The sequence below is a fragment of the Halioglobus sp. D3-4 genome (assembly GCF_055809315.1).
In genome coordinates, this window is record NZ_CM147907.1 from 5,002,624 (window position 1) to 5,016,728 (window position 14,105).

At 51.1% G+C, this 14,105-nt stretch carries 11 protein-coding genes; 7 read left to right on the forward strand and 4 right to left on the reverse strand.

Translation table 11 applies throughout. The features are described from left to right. Positions 1-119: 119 nt before the first annotated feature. From AC0L6S_RS22105 to AC0L6S_RS22115, 3 genes are all read left to right on the forward strand, one after another. Entirely contained in the window at positions 120-821 is a 702-nt protein-coding gene (locus AC0L6S_RS22105; protein WP_473426270.1) for an HNH endonuclease, read from the forward strand. Positions 822-1,116: 295 nt separating this feature from the next. Continuing rightward, complete coding sequence (locus AC0L6S_RS22110; protein ID WP_473426271.1) at positions 1,117-2,133, forward strand: DUF4268 domain-containing protein; 1,017 nt, start codon at positions 1,117-1,119, stop codon at positions 2,131-2,133. Between the two features lie 64 nt (positions 2,134-2,197). After that, on the forward strand, positions 2,198-2,950 hold the full coding sequence (locus tag AC0L6S_RS22115) for a restriction endonuclease (protein ID WP_473428676.1): 753 nt from the start codon (positions 2,198-2,200) through the stop codon (positions 2,948-2,950). 398 nt (positions 2,951-3,348) lie between these two features. Here the strand turns inward: AC0L6S_RS22115 and AC0L6S_RS22120 are convergent, their stop codons facing one another. Then, positions 3,349-4,890 (reverse strand): class I adenylate-forming enzyme family protein, encoded by a 1,542-nt coding sequence (locus AC0L6S_RS22120; protein WP_473426272.1) that lies wholly within the window; start codon positions 4,888-4,890, stop codon positions 3,349-3,351. Between the two features lie 265 nt (positions 4,891-5,155). On the opposite strand from AC0L6S_RS22120, the gene AC0L6S_RS22125 reads away from it, so the two are divergent. After that, a complete protein-coding gene (locus tag AC0L6S_RS22125) occupies positions 5,156-6,076 on the forward strand; it encodes a DMT family transporter (RefSeq protein WP_473426273.1) in 921 nt (306 codons plus the stop codon). 49 nt (positions 6,077-6,125) lie between these two features. On the opposite strand, the gene AC0L6S_RS22130 is transcribed toward AC0L6S_RS22125, so the two are convergent. Both AC0L6S_RS22130 and AC0L6S_RS22135 read right to left on the reverse strand, forming a co-directional pair. After that, the gene (locus AC0L6S_RS22130; protein WP_473426274.1) at positions 6,126-6,980 is read right to left on the reverse strand and encodes a glutaminyl-peptide cyclotransferase; all 855 of its coding nucleotides are present in this window, start codon (positions 6,978-6,980) and stop codon (positions 6,126-6,128) included. Positions 6,981-7,089: 109 nt separating this feature from the next. After that, on the reverse strand, positions 7,090-7,938 hold the full coding sequence (locus AC0L6S_RS22135) for a GNAT family N-acetyltransferase (RefSeq protein WP_473426275.1): 849 nt from the start codon (positions 7,936-7,938) through the stop codon (positions 7,090-7,092). Positions 7,939-8,199: 261 nt separating this feature from the next. Here AC0L6S_RS22135 and AC0L6S_RS22140 point away from each other — a divergent pair, with 261 nt between their 5' ends. Beyond that, complete coding sequence (locus AC0L6S_RS22140) at positions 8,200-9,294, forward strand: nucleoside hydrolase (RefSeq protein ID WP_473426276.1); 1,095 nt, start codon at positions 8,200-8,202, stop codon at positions 9,292-9,294. 16 nt (positions 9,295-9,310) lie between these two features. On the opposite strand, the gene AC0L6S_RS22145 is transcribed toward AC0L6S_RS22140, so the two are convergent. Further along, positions 9,311-10,972 carry a c-type cytochrome gene (locus tag AC0L6S_RS22145; protein WP_473426277.1) on the reverse strand — a complete coding sequence of 554 codons (1,662 nt, stop codon included), beginning with the start codon at positions 10,970-10,972 and terminating at the stop codon, positions 9,311-9,313. Positions 10,973-11,424: 452 nt separating this feature from the next. Between AC0L6S_RS22145 and AC0L6S_RS22150 the strand changes: the two genes are divergently transcribed. Beyond that, entirely contained in the window at positions 11,425-12,504 is a 1,080-nt protein-coding gene (locus AC0L6S_RS22150; protein ID WP_473426278.1) for a phytanoyl-CoA dioxygenase family protein, read from the forward strand. A 335-nt stretch (positions 12,505-12,839) separates the two neighbouring features. Beyond that, positions 12,840-14,024 (forward strand): Fic family protein, encoded by a 1,185-nt coding sequence (locus AC0L6S_RS22155; protein WP_473426279.1) that lies wholly within the window; start codon positions 12,840-12,842, stop codon positions 14,022-14,024. The last annotated feature ends 81 nt before the right edge of the window (positions 14,025-14,105 follow it).

Below are 14,105 nucleotides of genomic sequence, written 5' to 3' on the forward strand. Positions count from 1 at the left end.
TTTAGTTCACACCCCGTGGCCAAAGAACGAATACAGGCATCTCTTTTCTACCTCGTACAAATTGGGGTATTCTGAATCTATGTCGAAAAACCCTAGCCCAGATTTGGATGTCATAATACATGAGCTTTGAACAATGGCTTGTCTCGATAGGAAAGTCCCGCAAAACAGCCAAGAATTATTCGAGAGCTATTGCCGGAAGCCTATCAAAATGGGCAGCTGAGGCAGGACTGATCAACCAGTCTTTGCATGAGTTCACCAGCGTGAATGAGTTTCGACAGGCCTGTGATGGCATCCGTCAGTTGGCTATGTATGAGGCCCGTAACGCTGTCGGTAAAGGTATGTATAACGCAGCTCTAAATACTTATGCTGATTTTTTGGCTGATGTCACCCAAACCGATCTTGAGCAAGATCTGAGCCAGATTGTCGAAGACTCAACTCTTTCCGTTACTGACAAAGCCTCTTTGGTAAATACGCGTGTAGGGCAGGGCCAGTTTCGAAAACAGTTGATTCTTGAATGGGGCGGTTGCGCTGTCACAGGCTACCCCGATACTCGATTCCTCGTTGCTTCGCATATCAAGCCTTGGTCAAAAGCCGATAATCGGGAGCGGCTTGATCCATTCAATGGGCTCCTACTCTTGCCCAATCTAGATAAGGTGTTCGATTTGGGATATATAAGCTTCGAAGAATCAGGTGTTATTTGTGTTTCAGATCAGCTGGAGGACTCAGGGGTTTTGGGTATTAACTCGTCTATGGCGATTACTTTGACCGATAAGCATCAGGACTACATGAGTTATCATCGAAGGGCGGTGTTTAAACAGTAGTTTCCTTAAGTTTGGCTAGAGTGAGTTAGAGAGTACAGCTCTCGCAGTGTGTATTGGGCATGGATGAGCATCCTCTCAATCTCAAGCTGAAGGCAGCATGAATTTCTCCGAATAGCTGCTGCATAAAATGGGGGGATTACACTAAACATGGAAGGGTATAATTCATAAAGGACCTTAAATGTAAAAAATTAATAAATCATCAAACAGCATTCAGAGACTTGAAAGGAAGTCGTTTTCATCACTTGGATTTCGGGAGCGCGATCATCTTCAAGAGTGGATTGCTAAACAGCCGGATGTGTTGGGAGAAGATCTTCTTATTATTCAAAAGGAGTTCAGTGGCTGGGAAGATACACATGAGCGCCTTGATCTATTGGCAATAGATAAACAGGGCGCTCTAGTTATCATCGAAAACAAGCTTGATGACTCTGGCAGAGATGTAACGTGGCAAGCATTAAAATACGCTTCGTATTGTTCCGGATTATCTAAAACCAATATTTCCAAAATTTATCAACAGTATCTTGATATTAATGAGCCGGGTGCAGCTGCCGAAGACCGTATATCAGAATTCATGGATGGTCAGGATTTCGAAGAGCTGGCACTAAACAAAGGTGTAAGCCAGCGGATCATATTGATCGCTGCGAGATTTCGCAAGGAAGTCACCAGTACCGTACTTTGGCTGATGAACTTTAAAGTTCGCCTTCAGTGCTTCCATGCAACCCCTTTTGCTATGGGTGACGAATTATTCTTAAACGTAGAACAAATCATTCCTACACCAGATGCTGAAGAGTACATGATTGGAATGGCTGAAAAAGCGCAGGATGACATTGAATCGCAAACCGAGTTGAAAACCCGGCATGTACTACGCCGCGATTTTTGGTCCCAGTTGATCCCCGCGATGAATGCCTCGCCCTCACATCTGTACCAAAATATTAGCCCTAGCGTTTACCATTGGATTGGTGCCGGGTCGGGTGTGCGTGGCGTGGGTTTCAATTTTGTCATCACAAAAAACTACGCGCGTACGGAATTGTATATTGACCGGGGTGACAAGGATGAAAATGAGTTTATATTTGAACAGCTTTGTGCGCTGAAGGAAAAGCTCGAAGCCAGTTTTGGGGGGGCACTAGAGTGGGAGCGATTAGAAACCAAGCGGGCTTGCCGTATTAAGTCTGAAACTACGGGGAACGTGTTTGACCGTGAACAGTGGGAACAGATGATTGCTTTCATGGTTGACTCTATGTGTCGCTTAGAAAAAGCAATCAAAGTACCATTAAGTGATATCAGCCAGAAATTGAAAGGCAATGTGAAATCTTAAAGAGCGAGTGGCAGCAAGGAAGCAAGGCATGGCGCGAAAAAATGAAGGCATACTGGACATTTTGATGGTCTTGCCATGGTGGGTAAGCGTGATCATATCCTCGCTGGCTTACTGGGTACTGGCAATCTTACTGCCCTCAGTGGAGTTTCAAAGTCCGCTCTTCAAAGGTATCCAAACTGGATTGCCCCATCTTGCCCCTGTTCTGGCATTGATCCTTCTAGTACCAGCCCCCATATCGGCATTCAACGCGTGGCGAAAACGGAAATTGCTGGACTCTCAAAGGAGTGTAGCAACCATTCGTGACCTATCCTGGCGTGAATTTGAGAAACTTGTAGCCGAATCATATAGAAGACAGGGCTATCAAGTATTAGAAAATCATCGGGGTGGTGCTGATGGTGGAGTTGATATACGACTTAGAAAGGATGGTGCGCTTCACCTGATCCAGTGCAAACATTGGAAGTCTCAGAAAATTGGTGTAGGGGTTGTTCGGGAATTGTATGGGGTTATGGCTGCGGAAGGTGCTGCCAGTGCCAGTGTAGTATGTAGTGGAATGTACACACAGGAAGCCCGAAATTTTTCTTCAGGCAAGAATATTGACCTTGTAGATGGTCCCACACTGGACTTGATGATTCGGCAAGTTCAGCCAGAAAATCCCGTAACTAACGTTCCACGGCAATCAAGACAATCAACCAGATCAATGTGTCCAAAGTGTGGTAATTCAATGGTGCTCCGAAGGGCACGAAAAGGGAAGAATGCGGGGAGTGAATTCTACGGTTGTTCTACTTTTCCAAAGTGTCGGTACACTCGGGAGCTATAGTAGCCTCCGCGGAAAATGCACGCGGAAAATAAATCTGTCCCCAATGTTAGTGCCGGGGTTCGTAAAAGCCAGGCACCGGGAAAGCGCGATACAGTTTCGGGCGCATTTAATGTGATAGATGATAAGCCACTTTAGGCGCACTCTGGCATGCCGATTGGCACTTACCCGTTGGAAAAGCAGACTGTCTCCCGCTTATACTTGCACTACCCTGTACACTCTCGCGACTGTAAAAAAAACGCTCAAAGACAGTTACTTTATGAACTTTGTCTCACCTATCCAAGGTCTTTGTGATGTGAAACGTCAGTATCAGGTTCACTCGGTTCAATTTGTGGATGCGAGTACCAAGCCGCTCCCGGTTGATATGGGCTCCAATACGCTGTTTCTGGTTACCTGCAATCTCATTTGTGGACTGCCTCTGCGGCCATTTTTTTCAGCGTCACTCTATCCAGTTTGCCGGTTGCGTTGAGTGGCATTTCAGCGAGAACAATAATCTCCTCGGGCGATTTGTAGCCAACCCGCGCGCGGGCAAACTTGATGAGCTCCTGTGTGCCCGGTTTAGGGGCGCCTGCCTTGAGTGTGATATAGGCGCGTACATTCTCGCCGTGGCGTGGATCATGCACACCAACCACGCCGGCACTGGACACGGCATCATGCTCAAGCAGCGCTGCCTCTACTTCCTGCGGACAGATGTTTGAGCCGTCATGGATGATGATCTGCTTTTTACGGCCGTGAAACCAGAGATAGCCTGTGGAATCTATACTCATTATATCGCCGGTATCCAGCCACCCATCGACGATGGTAGCGGCTGTCGCCTCGGGATTGTTCCAGTAGCCAACCATATTGCCTGGAAATTTGATCCAGAGTTGACCGGGTTCCCCCGTCGGTACCTCCAGGCCACTGCTGTCGCGCAACGACGCTTGGTATCCTGGCGCCAAAGGCCCCACTGAACCAACCTTGAGTGCAGCCGGTGGCGTCACTGTCGGGATGCCAATCTCGGTCATGCCGTAGTCTTCATCAATGGCAATGCCGGCGAGCCGGGTGAATTCCAACTCAAGCGCCTCGGAGACTTTGTCACCCCCGGAGAAGCACGCCTTTACAGAGGAAAAATCCTCGCGATGTGCCTTGTGCTCCTGAGTCAGCACATACAGCGCTGTCGGCAGCATCCAGAGCTTTGTGGGGCGTTCTTCCCGCAGCAGCGGCAGTATTTCATCGCCATCAGAGGTGTGTGGCACCACCACGCATCCCGCCGACGCCAGTGTCATCATAGACAGGTGGTGTCCTCCGACGTGGGATGCCGATCCGCCAGGCAGCATAATGTCGTCGGGCCCCATATCGAAACTCTTCACCGCACTCGCGCAAATCCAGCCGAGGGTTTCAAAGCTGTGGCATACGCCCTTGGGTTTGCCGGTGCTCCCTGAAGTGAAAAAGATAATGGCAGGGTCGTCGGGTTGGGGCGATACAAAATCGCGGGCCTGAGTGTTCTTCACGATGGTGCTGAAGCTGCGATCACCAGAGCTTTCGGTGTCGCTGTAATACATCTGCCCCAGTGGCAGATTGTTGGCGTACTTGCTGGCTAGCAAGTCGCTTCTGCGCTCTTCGTGTGTCAGTAATAGCCGGGCGCCCCCAATCTCCAGCGCGTGATCAATCTCCGCAGCCATGTAGCGATAGTTAAGCGGCATGGCGACCAGGCCGCATTTCATGCATGCCACGTAGTGTATGAGAAGCTCTGAACGATTCGGCATCAGCGATGCGATTCTGTCACCCGGCTTGAGTCCGATATTCAGGTAGGCAGTGGCAAGCCGGTTACTCTCGTCATCCAGCTCCCGCCAGTTCCAACGCTTACGCCGCGAGACCAGCGCATCCGCTTCGGGCTTCGTATCGAGGCCGACTTTCAGAATATCGTGAAGAGCAATAGGCTCCTCTAATGGTGGCCCTGCCACTGGCATCGTGATTCCTCCCTCTGAATCTCATCTCTATGCGATCAGCGTTTTAACCGGTACAGGAATAGTAAACGAACAAAGCGAGATGCGCATTTTCCGGCAGAAAATACTTGTAGAAGCGTGCTGGGATTGAGTCTGGTGCTACAGAAGCAATTTTCATAGAGGGCATATATGCGCTAATGTATTCCCTTCATTGTATGGCTGATGCACCTACAAGCATAAAACTAGTGCCGCAAAAACTCTTCTACTGTCTCAGGGGTTACATGTGAAACCAAGTCATCTAGGTCTGTTGCTACTGCTAGTTGGCAACTTCTTTCTGGCCAGCAACTTTGTGGTTGGAGATTTTGCATCATCATTGATGCCACCATGGCAACTGGCATTCGCGCGCTTCTCAATTGCCGCATTGGTACTTATCCCATTTTCCTGGCACCTTTTCAGGACGCATGCGAGGCAGCTCTATGAGTTGCGCTGGCCGCTTTTCTTCCAGGCCTTCTTTGGCGTCACGCTTTCGGCAGGTTTTGCGTTTGAAGCACTGGATTCGATCACCGCTATTACTGGCGGATTCATTTTTGCGATGGCGCCGATGGTCACAATGATTATGGCGCACTTCTTTTTGCGCGATCACCTCAGTCCCATTCAAGTTGTTGGAATACTTGTCAGTATCGTTGGTGTGATGGGGATTGTGTCGCAAGGTAACCCCGCGAATCTGCTGAAATTGGCATTCCCGGTGGGTGTCTGGTGGATGGTTGCCAATGTCTTCAGCTATGCCATTTTTATGATACTGGTAAAGAAATACTACACCAACCTGCCTTCGCTACTGGTGATTAATACTATCCTGATGATTGGCGCCATACTGCTGGTGGCACCTGCGACACTGGAGTATCTGTTTGGATACCACGCGGAAAATACCCTGAAACTGGACCTGACGATTCTCTATGCGGGTGTTGTAACGGGAGCACTGGCATACGGGCTTATCATACGCGGTACGCATTTATCAGGAGCCAGGTTATCCGGCCTGTTCATATATTCACTGCCGGTGTTTTCAACCTTGCAAGCGGCTGCTGTTCTGGGAAGAAAGCTCTACGGCTATGACTACATCAGTATCGCTATCATTTGCATCGGCATGGTGTTGTGCTTGCTGCCGATGCTCGGCAAGCAGCAAGAGCAGGCGCACGAGGCGGCCTGATCAGTTCCATCTTGCATTGTCGTCTGCGATTGAACCTGCAGTCCTGTTGTTATTGATTGGATGCTGCCACATTTCTGTCAGGCACCAGTTCAATTTCAAATAACAACGGCCAACACTTTCCGGCGACAATCAGGTTTCCCGTATCGCTGTTATACGTGATGCCGTTAAGTACGTAAGGGTATATCAATGTCTGTGGATCGGGGTTGATGCCCGTCAGGTCGATCCATGCGGTCACCTTGCCTGTCTGTGGAGAAATTCTTGCGATCAGGTCAGTCTGCCAGACGTTTGCAAATATTTCCCCGTCGACATAGACAAGGTCATTCAGGAAGCCGACTTCGCCGTAGTTGTCGCTAACGGTGATATAGCGCGTTTGCTCCAGTGTGTCTGGGTTCATGAAAATCAATGCTGCAGAGCCATCACTCATGATTAACTCATTGCCATCGGTTGTCAGTCCCCAGCCCTGGGCCGGATACGAGAATGTTTTCTCAAGCTTGAAACTCTGGCTGTCGTACACAAAGCCGATATTAGACTTGTAGGTGAGCTGAAATATCCGGCCCCCAAGTATCGCCAGGCCTTCACCAAAATAGTCCGGGCTCAGGCTGTGCTCCTGAATGATGCGTCCGGACTGCATATCCGTCTTCAGCAATTTGGATTGGTTGTAACGACCGGTACTTTCATACAGATAGCCATCGTGCAACTGCAGGCCCTCGGTATACGAGCTTACGTTGTGAGGGAAGGCGTTGATAACCTTGTAGCGGTACACCGGAATGCTCTGCTGAGCCAGTACCTGCTCTCTACTCACCTGCTGTCGGTTGCGGGGTGAATCCGCCCGCTTGATAGTGTCCGCCGCACAACTGGCTAAAACCAGCAGCGACAAGCCAGCAGCAAATAATCTATTCAACATACTCCTTCCCCGAATTGCCCAGAAAAAACGCCCAAGTGGCAATGTCCCGTGGCTCGGTTCCGCCCGGGAGAGTGATCATAGCGCCCCGAAAACTGCACTTGGCAGCGCGTTAACCCAATTCAAATGTTGTAATGCCGAAGACTTTTTCATCCGCCATGACAGGCTGTTCTTTCTGGTACATTCGAGCTGTCGCAAACACTTTTTTCATGTTGTAGTGTTTTGCGATATCAAGGGCCGGGGAATTGATCTCAGGAACATCAAGAAGAACCGCTTCACCGATGATATCGGATTGGATGCCGCGCAGTAGTTGATCTGCAATGTCGGCATTGTCAGCAAAGAGCGGACCAATTTTGTGACCATCAACACAACGACGGCGCAGTACAAAGCCCCTTAACTCGCCATCATCCACACAGGCCAGAAAGCGAGAATCCGGCTGATGTATCCAGTTGTACAAAAAATCCGATCTTATGGCCGGAAAGCACTGCTGGTCATAGCGATCAATGTCTTCAAAATCGAGGTTGTCCAGCGTTACCAGGTTCGACTCTTCATACGACAATGGAGCAGCCTCAAACTGATACCGGTGATTCTCATAGTAGGGGATGTATCCGATATTTTGGTAGATCCCGACATTCTCCAGTACACCGTCAATCCCCACGTTCCTGTCGCCGCAGTAGGCTAGCCGCGCCCGGGTCAATTCAAGCCCATAGCCCTGGCCGCGGTGCTCCGGGGCAACAATGTATAGTCCACAGAAGGCGAAATTGGCACCGTAAGTAACGGCGCTTCCAACCGCCACGATTTCACCATTTAAAACGCCTTTGAAAAATCCATTAGGGTGAGCACTGTAAAACAATGCCGCATCATGCAAGCCCGGGTTCCAACCCTCTCTCCTGGCCCACTCGATGGCCAGCGCGGCATCTTCCTGAGACATCTGGCTTATTAACAAATCACTCTCAGGCATATCATCCTCGGCAGTTATATCGACGGTTGGACATCAGAAGCAGGTGGCCTTTGGCAAAATAGAAATCTGGAAGGTATTTGTCAACACTGGCCAGTATTTGCACTTCCGCCGGAAGCCCGAGGTTGTTGTGGCGAAACACACTGTCAGCGATCAAGTTCTAAAGCGCGGCAATACACTGCCAGCCACTTGCGGCTTGGGCGTGAAATTGCTGTGTGGTATCGTATTTCGTTGAGTCTGCCACTAGTTTTGGAGCCTAATAATATGAAGCAACTACTCGCGAGCTTGACCCTGTCACTCGTTGCAATTGTCACGACAGGGTGCAGTTCTTCCAATGGCGCCGGCCCGGGCGATGTGCTGCTGTTTTCTACCGACTATGGTCTTGGGCTCATCAATGGCGCTACCAATGGGCCTGATAGCCACGCGGCGGATGTTGATGACGCGTACGCAGTGACACTGGCGCTTGATGGCAATCTGGATGTCCAGGGTATCGTGACACTGTTTGGCAACGACAAAGCCAAACCCTCTCACGAATCTGCTTATCGGGGCTTGAGTGCACTTGGTTACACCGCGGACATTCTGGCACTGGGCGCTCAGGGCTTTCTGGATGCTGAGGCTGTCCAGTTCGACCCGCCCGGGGAGGAACTCCCACCCTTTTGTATCAATGATGGTGTGCAATTGATGAAGGATGTACTGGACCGCAACGCCAGTGACACCGTAACACTCTTTGCCCTGGGGCCCTTCACGGACATTGCCTGCCTGTTGAGAGCGTACCCAGACAGCTTCAACAAGCTGAAGCAGATCATCGGCCTGGTGGGCTCCGGGGATGGCAAACCGGTGCTGCAGGGTATAGATGTGGTCGATTTCAATTTCGCCATGGACCCGACCGCGCTGGGGCTGGTGATCCAACAGGAGCAGGTGCCCTTTGTGGCGATAATGTTTGAAGTCTCCCAGCTCGGGACATTGGCCAATGATGTAATCGATAGCTGGGTGAGTTCAGGTACGCCCGAACAACAATACTATGGCCAGGCAACACAGCAGCATGCAGCCTACTGGGATGCCATCTTTACGGAGACAGACGGGCAGGCGCTGTTCGACGCCCACACGGTTTACTACTTTCTCAACCCCCAGCTTTATGACTGTGCCGACCATATGGTTGCCACGGCGATTGTAGGTGGTTATCCCGATACCAGTGCGTCCACCACAAAGAACTTTTTTACAGTAACAGCATCGCCAGTAACGCCGCCCGAGGGGGCGACGGTCTATACCGGGTCGGTCCGCGGTTGCTCCGGCTTTGTGGATGTCGATTCAGTGAACTCGCTGGAAGAAACTGTGCAAGCGAGTATCCGTCGTTACTAGCAATGCCGGTTTATAGCTATAGCGTCTTCAGATACGCCAGCAGATCCCACAGGGCGTCTTCGTCTTCACCCCAGTCGTAGCCGCCGTTGTACACAAGGCCAGTGTGACCGCTGTTGCCGTATCCGGCTTTGCGGGTGTCATAGAGCATGGCCCTGTCGGTATCCACTGCGCGGTCCCACACGAAGCCCACATAGTCTTGATCGTAGGCAAAGTTGCCTCGATAGAAGGTCTCGGGGCGATCGCCTGTGAGTAGGTGATACAGAGTAGGCACAGAGCCGTTGTGCAGGTAGGGCGCCGATGCCCATATGCCATTCAGAGGCAGAGCGGCATAGCCACCGGTGGGGCTCACGATCTCGTCATCTGGATAGGGGGAGCCATCACTTTGGTAACATTCCGGCTCACCAGTACATGCATCGCGCAGCTGGGTAATCAGCGAACTGACTGTAAAATCGGTCAGGACCTCGGCGCGGTTTGGATCTGTCCCAACCTCTACTGGGTCTACTACAGCCGTGTTTCCCGCAAAGTGACAGCTTGCACACGCCTGCTGGTAGATGGCTTCACCACGTTGATAACGCTCCTCAGAAACATCAAACGGATACGGGTAGGCGGGCAGGTCATTGGTAAAGGGCGCTGCCTCCAGCACGTTATCCATATTGACAGCCGTTGGGTCGCCACCGCTTACCGTCAAGGATGCTGCGACTTCGCGGTAATACAGATTCACAATGCTGAAATCCCACTGATAGCGATAGTGGTCAGACATTTGCCAGACAGAGGGGATATCAGCCGGTGCCGGTGCAGGAGGTAGCGCTTCTTCCAGTGTGGGATCTGTCGTTGTGCTCAAATTCGCGGCTGATGCACTTGTGGCAGACGCGAAAGAGAAGACATCCAGTGACCCCGGCATGCCTGACAGTAGTCCAGGATCCGGCACGTTATAGGTGTAAAGATCGACAGTTTCTTCAAGGATTTTTTCTACAGCCTGAGCTGGAATGGATATTTGTTCCATGAAGAACTCAGTCAATGCGGTGCTCTTGTAATATTCGCGTTCCTGAATCTCCTGCTCCAGATAGTCCGGATCGAAGCCGTAAAACCAACCTAGCGGTTTCGCCTCGATGGCGGCCTGAATATTGGCTGCGGTAAATGCTGCATCATTCACGGTGTCCAGCGTAGACTGTGAAAACATCGTCTGGGGAGTGGGTGCACCGATCATTCGCAGCAGTTCACCGTTGTTATCGGTGACGCCACCGGTATGGCACCCCATGCAACTCAAGGTGACATAATTCGCACTGGGGTCAGCAAACCCTGTAGCAGGCAGTGAAAAGGCAAAACCCAGTGGCAGGAAATTGTCGGGGTCGTAAGGATCGGGCCCGAGACCAAAGCGACTGAACTGTTCATCTGCTGTGCCCCAGTACTGCGGAAACAGTTCCGGCAGTAGACGGAAAATTAGCATCTGGTAACCGACGAAATTGGTCAGGTCATGCTTGATCGCCAGCGGCGCGAGCCTGAAGGACTCAAACTCAGCCGCGTTGTCGCTGAGAAAAGTATCGAGCGCCTCCATACGCTGGCTCCGCTCCTGCTGCCACCAGAAGTAATCACTCTTGTTACTGCTATCGGTGTCACTGCATGCAGCGATTACGGTAACCGTTGCCGCCAACAGTGTGTTCCTTCCTAAAGCGATCACAATCTGCCCCCTTGTCCTATATTTATATTATGCCGGTGTTACAGCTGTATGCTGGTCGGGGTTTCAGGTGCTGTGATCTTTGTCCCGGAGCATTATCGCTGTGTGGTTATCCTCAATATCGTAGCGCAGAACTTACGTGTATTCCGTGAAAAAGTGCTGATATGTGAAACGTGTCAATCTCAGGGGTTTCCTGGGCTAAGGAATAGATTTGTTAGCCTGGGCGGCCTGGGTATACTACGCCGATACTCGTTTTCTAGTCGCTCTGCATATCAAATCTTTGTCAGGGCTGTCAATCTGGAACGGCGTGATCCTTTCAATGGGCTCGTCGAGGAACATTCCAGCATGCCGATTGGCTCCAATCCGTTGGAAATGTTGCCTTCATCCCGCTTATACTTAGACTGCCCTGTATACTCCCGCGACTGTAAAGACCAGCGCTCAAAGACAGTTACTTTATGAATTTTGTCTCACGCATCCAGACATCCCGCGTACTGAGTCGCGCTAGAAAACTTGCTGCTAATGGCCGCACAGACGAGGCTCTGCACCAGCTGAGCCAGCTCGTCCGTCAGCGGGACAACCCCGTTTTAGAGCGCGCACTGGTCGATCTTCGCCTGCAAAACCGCTATGGGCGTGAGGCTGTTATCAGTGAGGTCGGAGAGTCTGGGGGCGATATCTCGGGCAATGTGGAGATCCGCGAAGGCATCATCCCGGAAGTCCATGTCGCCGATTTCTCGGTGCCGTTGCTTAGGCGTGCAATCAGTGAAGCGGGCTACCTGATCGTACGCGGTTTTTTTGACCAGCAAGATGCCGCCGAGTTGCGTGGCTGCGTCGACGCATCGCTGAATGCCCGCGTCGAAATCGAGTCTGATAACGAGGCCAAGCCAGCCGACAATCCCTGGTACTATCCATCGCCTCATTTCCCTGGCAAGCACGTCTCGTTTGCCGGCGAAGTTAGCAAAAAAACCTATATGCGTACCGGTTCGATCAGGGTCATCGATTCTCCACGGGGTTCCTTCAAGGTGTTGGATATCTATCGAAAACATCGCATGAAAGCGATCGTCGACGCCTACTTCGGCGAGCCAGCAGTGCTGGCTACGCGCAAGTGGGTGTTCCGGCTGATCACCTCTCGCGACGATGTTGGCAAAGGTATCGGTGGAGGTTGGCACCAGGATGGACGTTTTATGGGCAAAGACATCCGCGCACTGAATATGTGGGTTGCGTTGAGTGATTGTGGTGACGGGACGGCCGCGCCAGGCATGGCGATAATACCCAAGCGTATCTCGACCATACTGGAAACAGGTACACGCGAAGCGCAGTTTAACTGGGTGGTGCCGCCGTCGCTTGTCGAAGAAATAGCGCAGACCGCGCCACTCAAAAAGCCACACTTCGCGGCTGGAGATGCCCTGTTCTTTGACCACTACAGCCTGCACCGTTCTGGCCACGATGAAGGCCAGAGCGAGAACCGCTACGCGCTGGAATCCTGGTTCTACGCCAGCTCAGCCACTGCTGATAATGCGGTAATCGATTTAGTTTAAGGCGGGTTGCGATTACACCAGCAAGGCGTCCCAGCCTCTCCATTGGCAATAGAATTGCGCGTGCATCAATCTTGCCATGCGAGACATGAGTGCTTATGCAATACGGAGGTATACCACCCGCCAGGCGTGGTGGATCCAGACAACCAGGCGTTACTTGTTTCCTGCAATATTCGTAATAAGGTATATAAAACCGGGTGTAAATTGAAAAGAGGTCATTAAAGTGGCCAAAATATTGGTAATAGTTTCTTTTTGGTCTATCTTAAATTGCTGATTATATTGAATAATATCTGCTCTTGGATGTGGCCAAATATGTGGCCATAAAAGTGGCCAGAAATATGGATAGAGACGAAGATACAGCGTTAATGGAACCCATGAAGGTTTCTTCTGGAACTGCCGGATATATGGAGTTGGTCGATCTGGCGATGGACTTGGCTAGAAAGTCCGAGGGGTTCAAGCGAAGCATGCCGGATGGGATGGTCAGGGCCCTGTCAGATATGGTCCGGTCGATGAATTGCTATTACAGCAACCTGATAGAGGGTCACGACACACATCCGGTAGACATAGAGCGAGCGCTCGACGCTGACTACAGCGAAGATGCACAGGAGCGTGAGCTGCAATTGGAGGCCAGGGCGCATATCGAGGTACAGCAATGGATTGATACGGGTGGGCTGGCGGGGCGCGCCGCTTCGTTGGATGGTATTCGAGAGATGCATAAGCGCTTCTGTGAGCAGTTGCCGGAGTCGTTGCTATGGGTGAAGAATTCTTCTTCGGATGAACGAATATCGGTGGTGCCAGGAGAGCTTAGAAAAAGGGATGTAAAAGTCGGGCAGCACGTTGCGATCAGCCCTGGCGCAGTCCCGCGCTTTCTCAATTACTTTGAAACCTCATATAGGGGGCTGGGGAAAACGGAAGCGCTCATTTCTCTCGCGGCCTCCCACCATCGTCTATTGTGGATCCACCCGTTTGTTGACGGCAATGGCCGAGTAGCGCGTTTGATGTCTCACGCGCTGCTACTGGATTTACTAGACACCGGGGGGGTGTGGTCTGCGGCCCGGGGCCTTGCCAGATCATCGCAAGAATACAAAGTTAAACTGCAGAACTGTGATTCTGAGCGAAGAGGCGACCTTGATGGTCGTGGCACTTTGAGCCAGTCGGCCCTGATAGACTTCACGCGATACTTTTTGTCTACGTGTATCGATCAGGTTGAGTTCATGGAGGGATTGGTTAGCCCGGGTAAAGTTCGAGATCGAACTCAAGTATGGTGTAGGGCGCAGATTGAAAAGGGAGCCCTACACAAGAAATCTCCAATATTGTTGGATTCAGTGCTATTTCAGGGAGAAGTGAAAAGAGCTTCGGTTGAAGATATATTGCAAGTGGCTCCCCGCACGGCCAGGAGAGTTGTATCGGATTTGCTCGGAGCTGGAATATTGGCATCTGATGGCGTGAGAGCGCCATTGAGAATGGCGTTTCCGGCAAAGTTGGCATCAGAGATTATGCCCGGTTTGTTTCCTGAAGTTTGATTGCAGGAAACATACCGGAAGTTTTGAATTGGTGGAGGCGGCGGGAGTTGAACCCGCATCTTTGCTAATATTTTCAGGCAT

Excerpts from the sequence above, each read along its gene's own strand:
- AC0L6S_RS22105 (WP_473426270.1), top strand. The coding sequence starts at position 120 with ATGAGCTTTGAACAATGGCTTGTCTCGATAGGAAAGTCCCGCAAAACA.
- AC0L6S_RS22115 (WP_473428676.1), top strand. The coding sequence starts at position 2,198 with ATGGTCTTGCCATGGTGGGTAAGCGTGATCATATCCTCGCTGGCTTAC.
- AC0L6S_RS22130 (WP_473426274.1), bottom strand. The coding sequence starts at position 6,980 with ATGTTGAATAGATTATTTGCTGCTGGCTTGTCGCTGCTGGTTTTAGCC.
- AC0L6S_RS22135 (WP_473426275.1), bottom strand. The coding sequence starts at position 7,938 with ATGCCTGAGAGTGATTTGTTAATAAGCCAGATGTCTCAGGAAGATGCC.
- AC0L6S_RS22140 (WP_473426276.1), top strand. The coding sequence starts at position 8,200 with ATGAAGCAACTACTCGCGAGCTTGACCCTGTCACTCGTTGCAATTGTC.
- AC0L6S_RS22150 (WP_473426278.1), top strand. The coding sequence starts at position 11,425 with ATGAATTTTGTCTCACGCATCCAGACATCCCGCGTACTGAGTCGCGCT.
- AC0L6S_RS22155 (WP_473426279.1), top strand. The coding sequence starts at position 12,840 with ATGGATAGAGACGAAGATACAGCGTTAATGGAACCCATGAAGGTTTCT.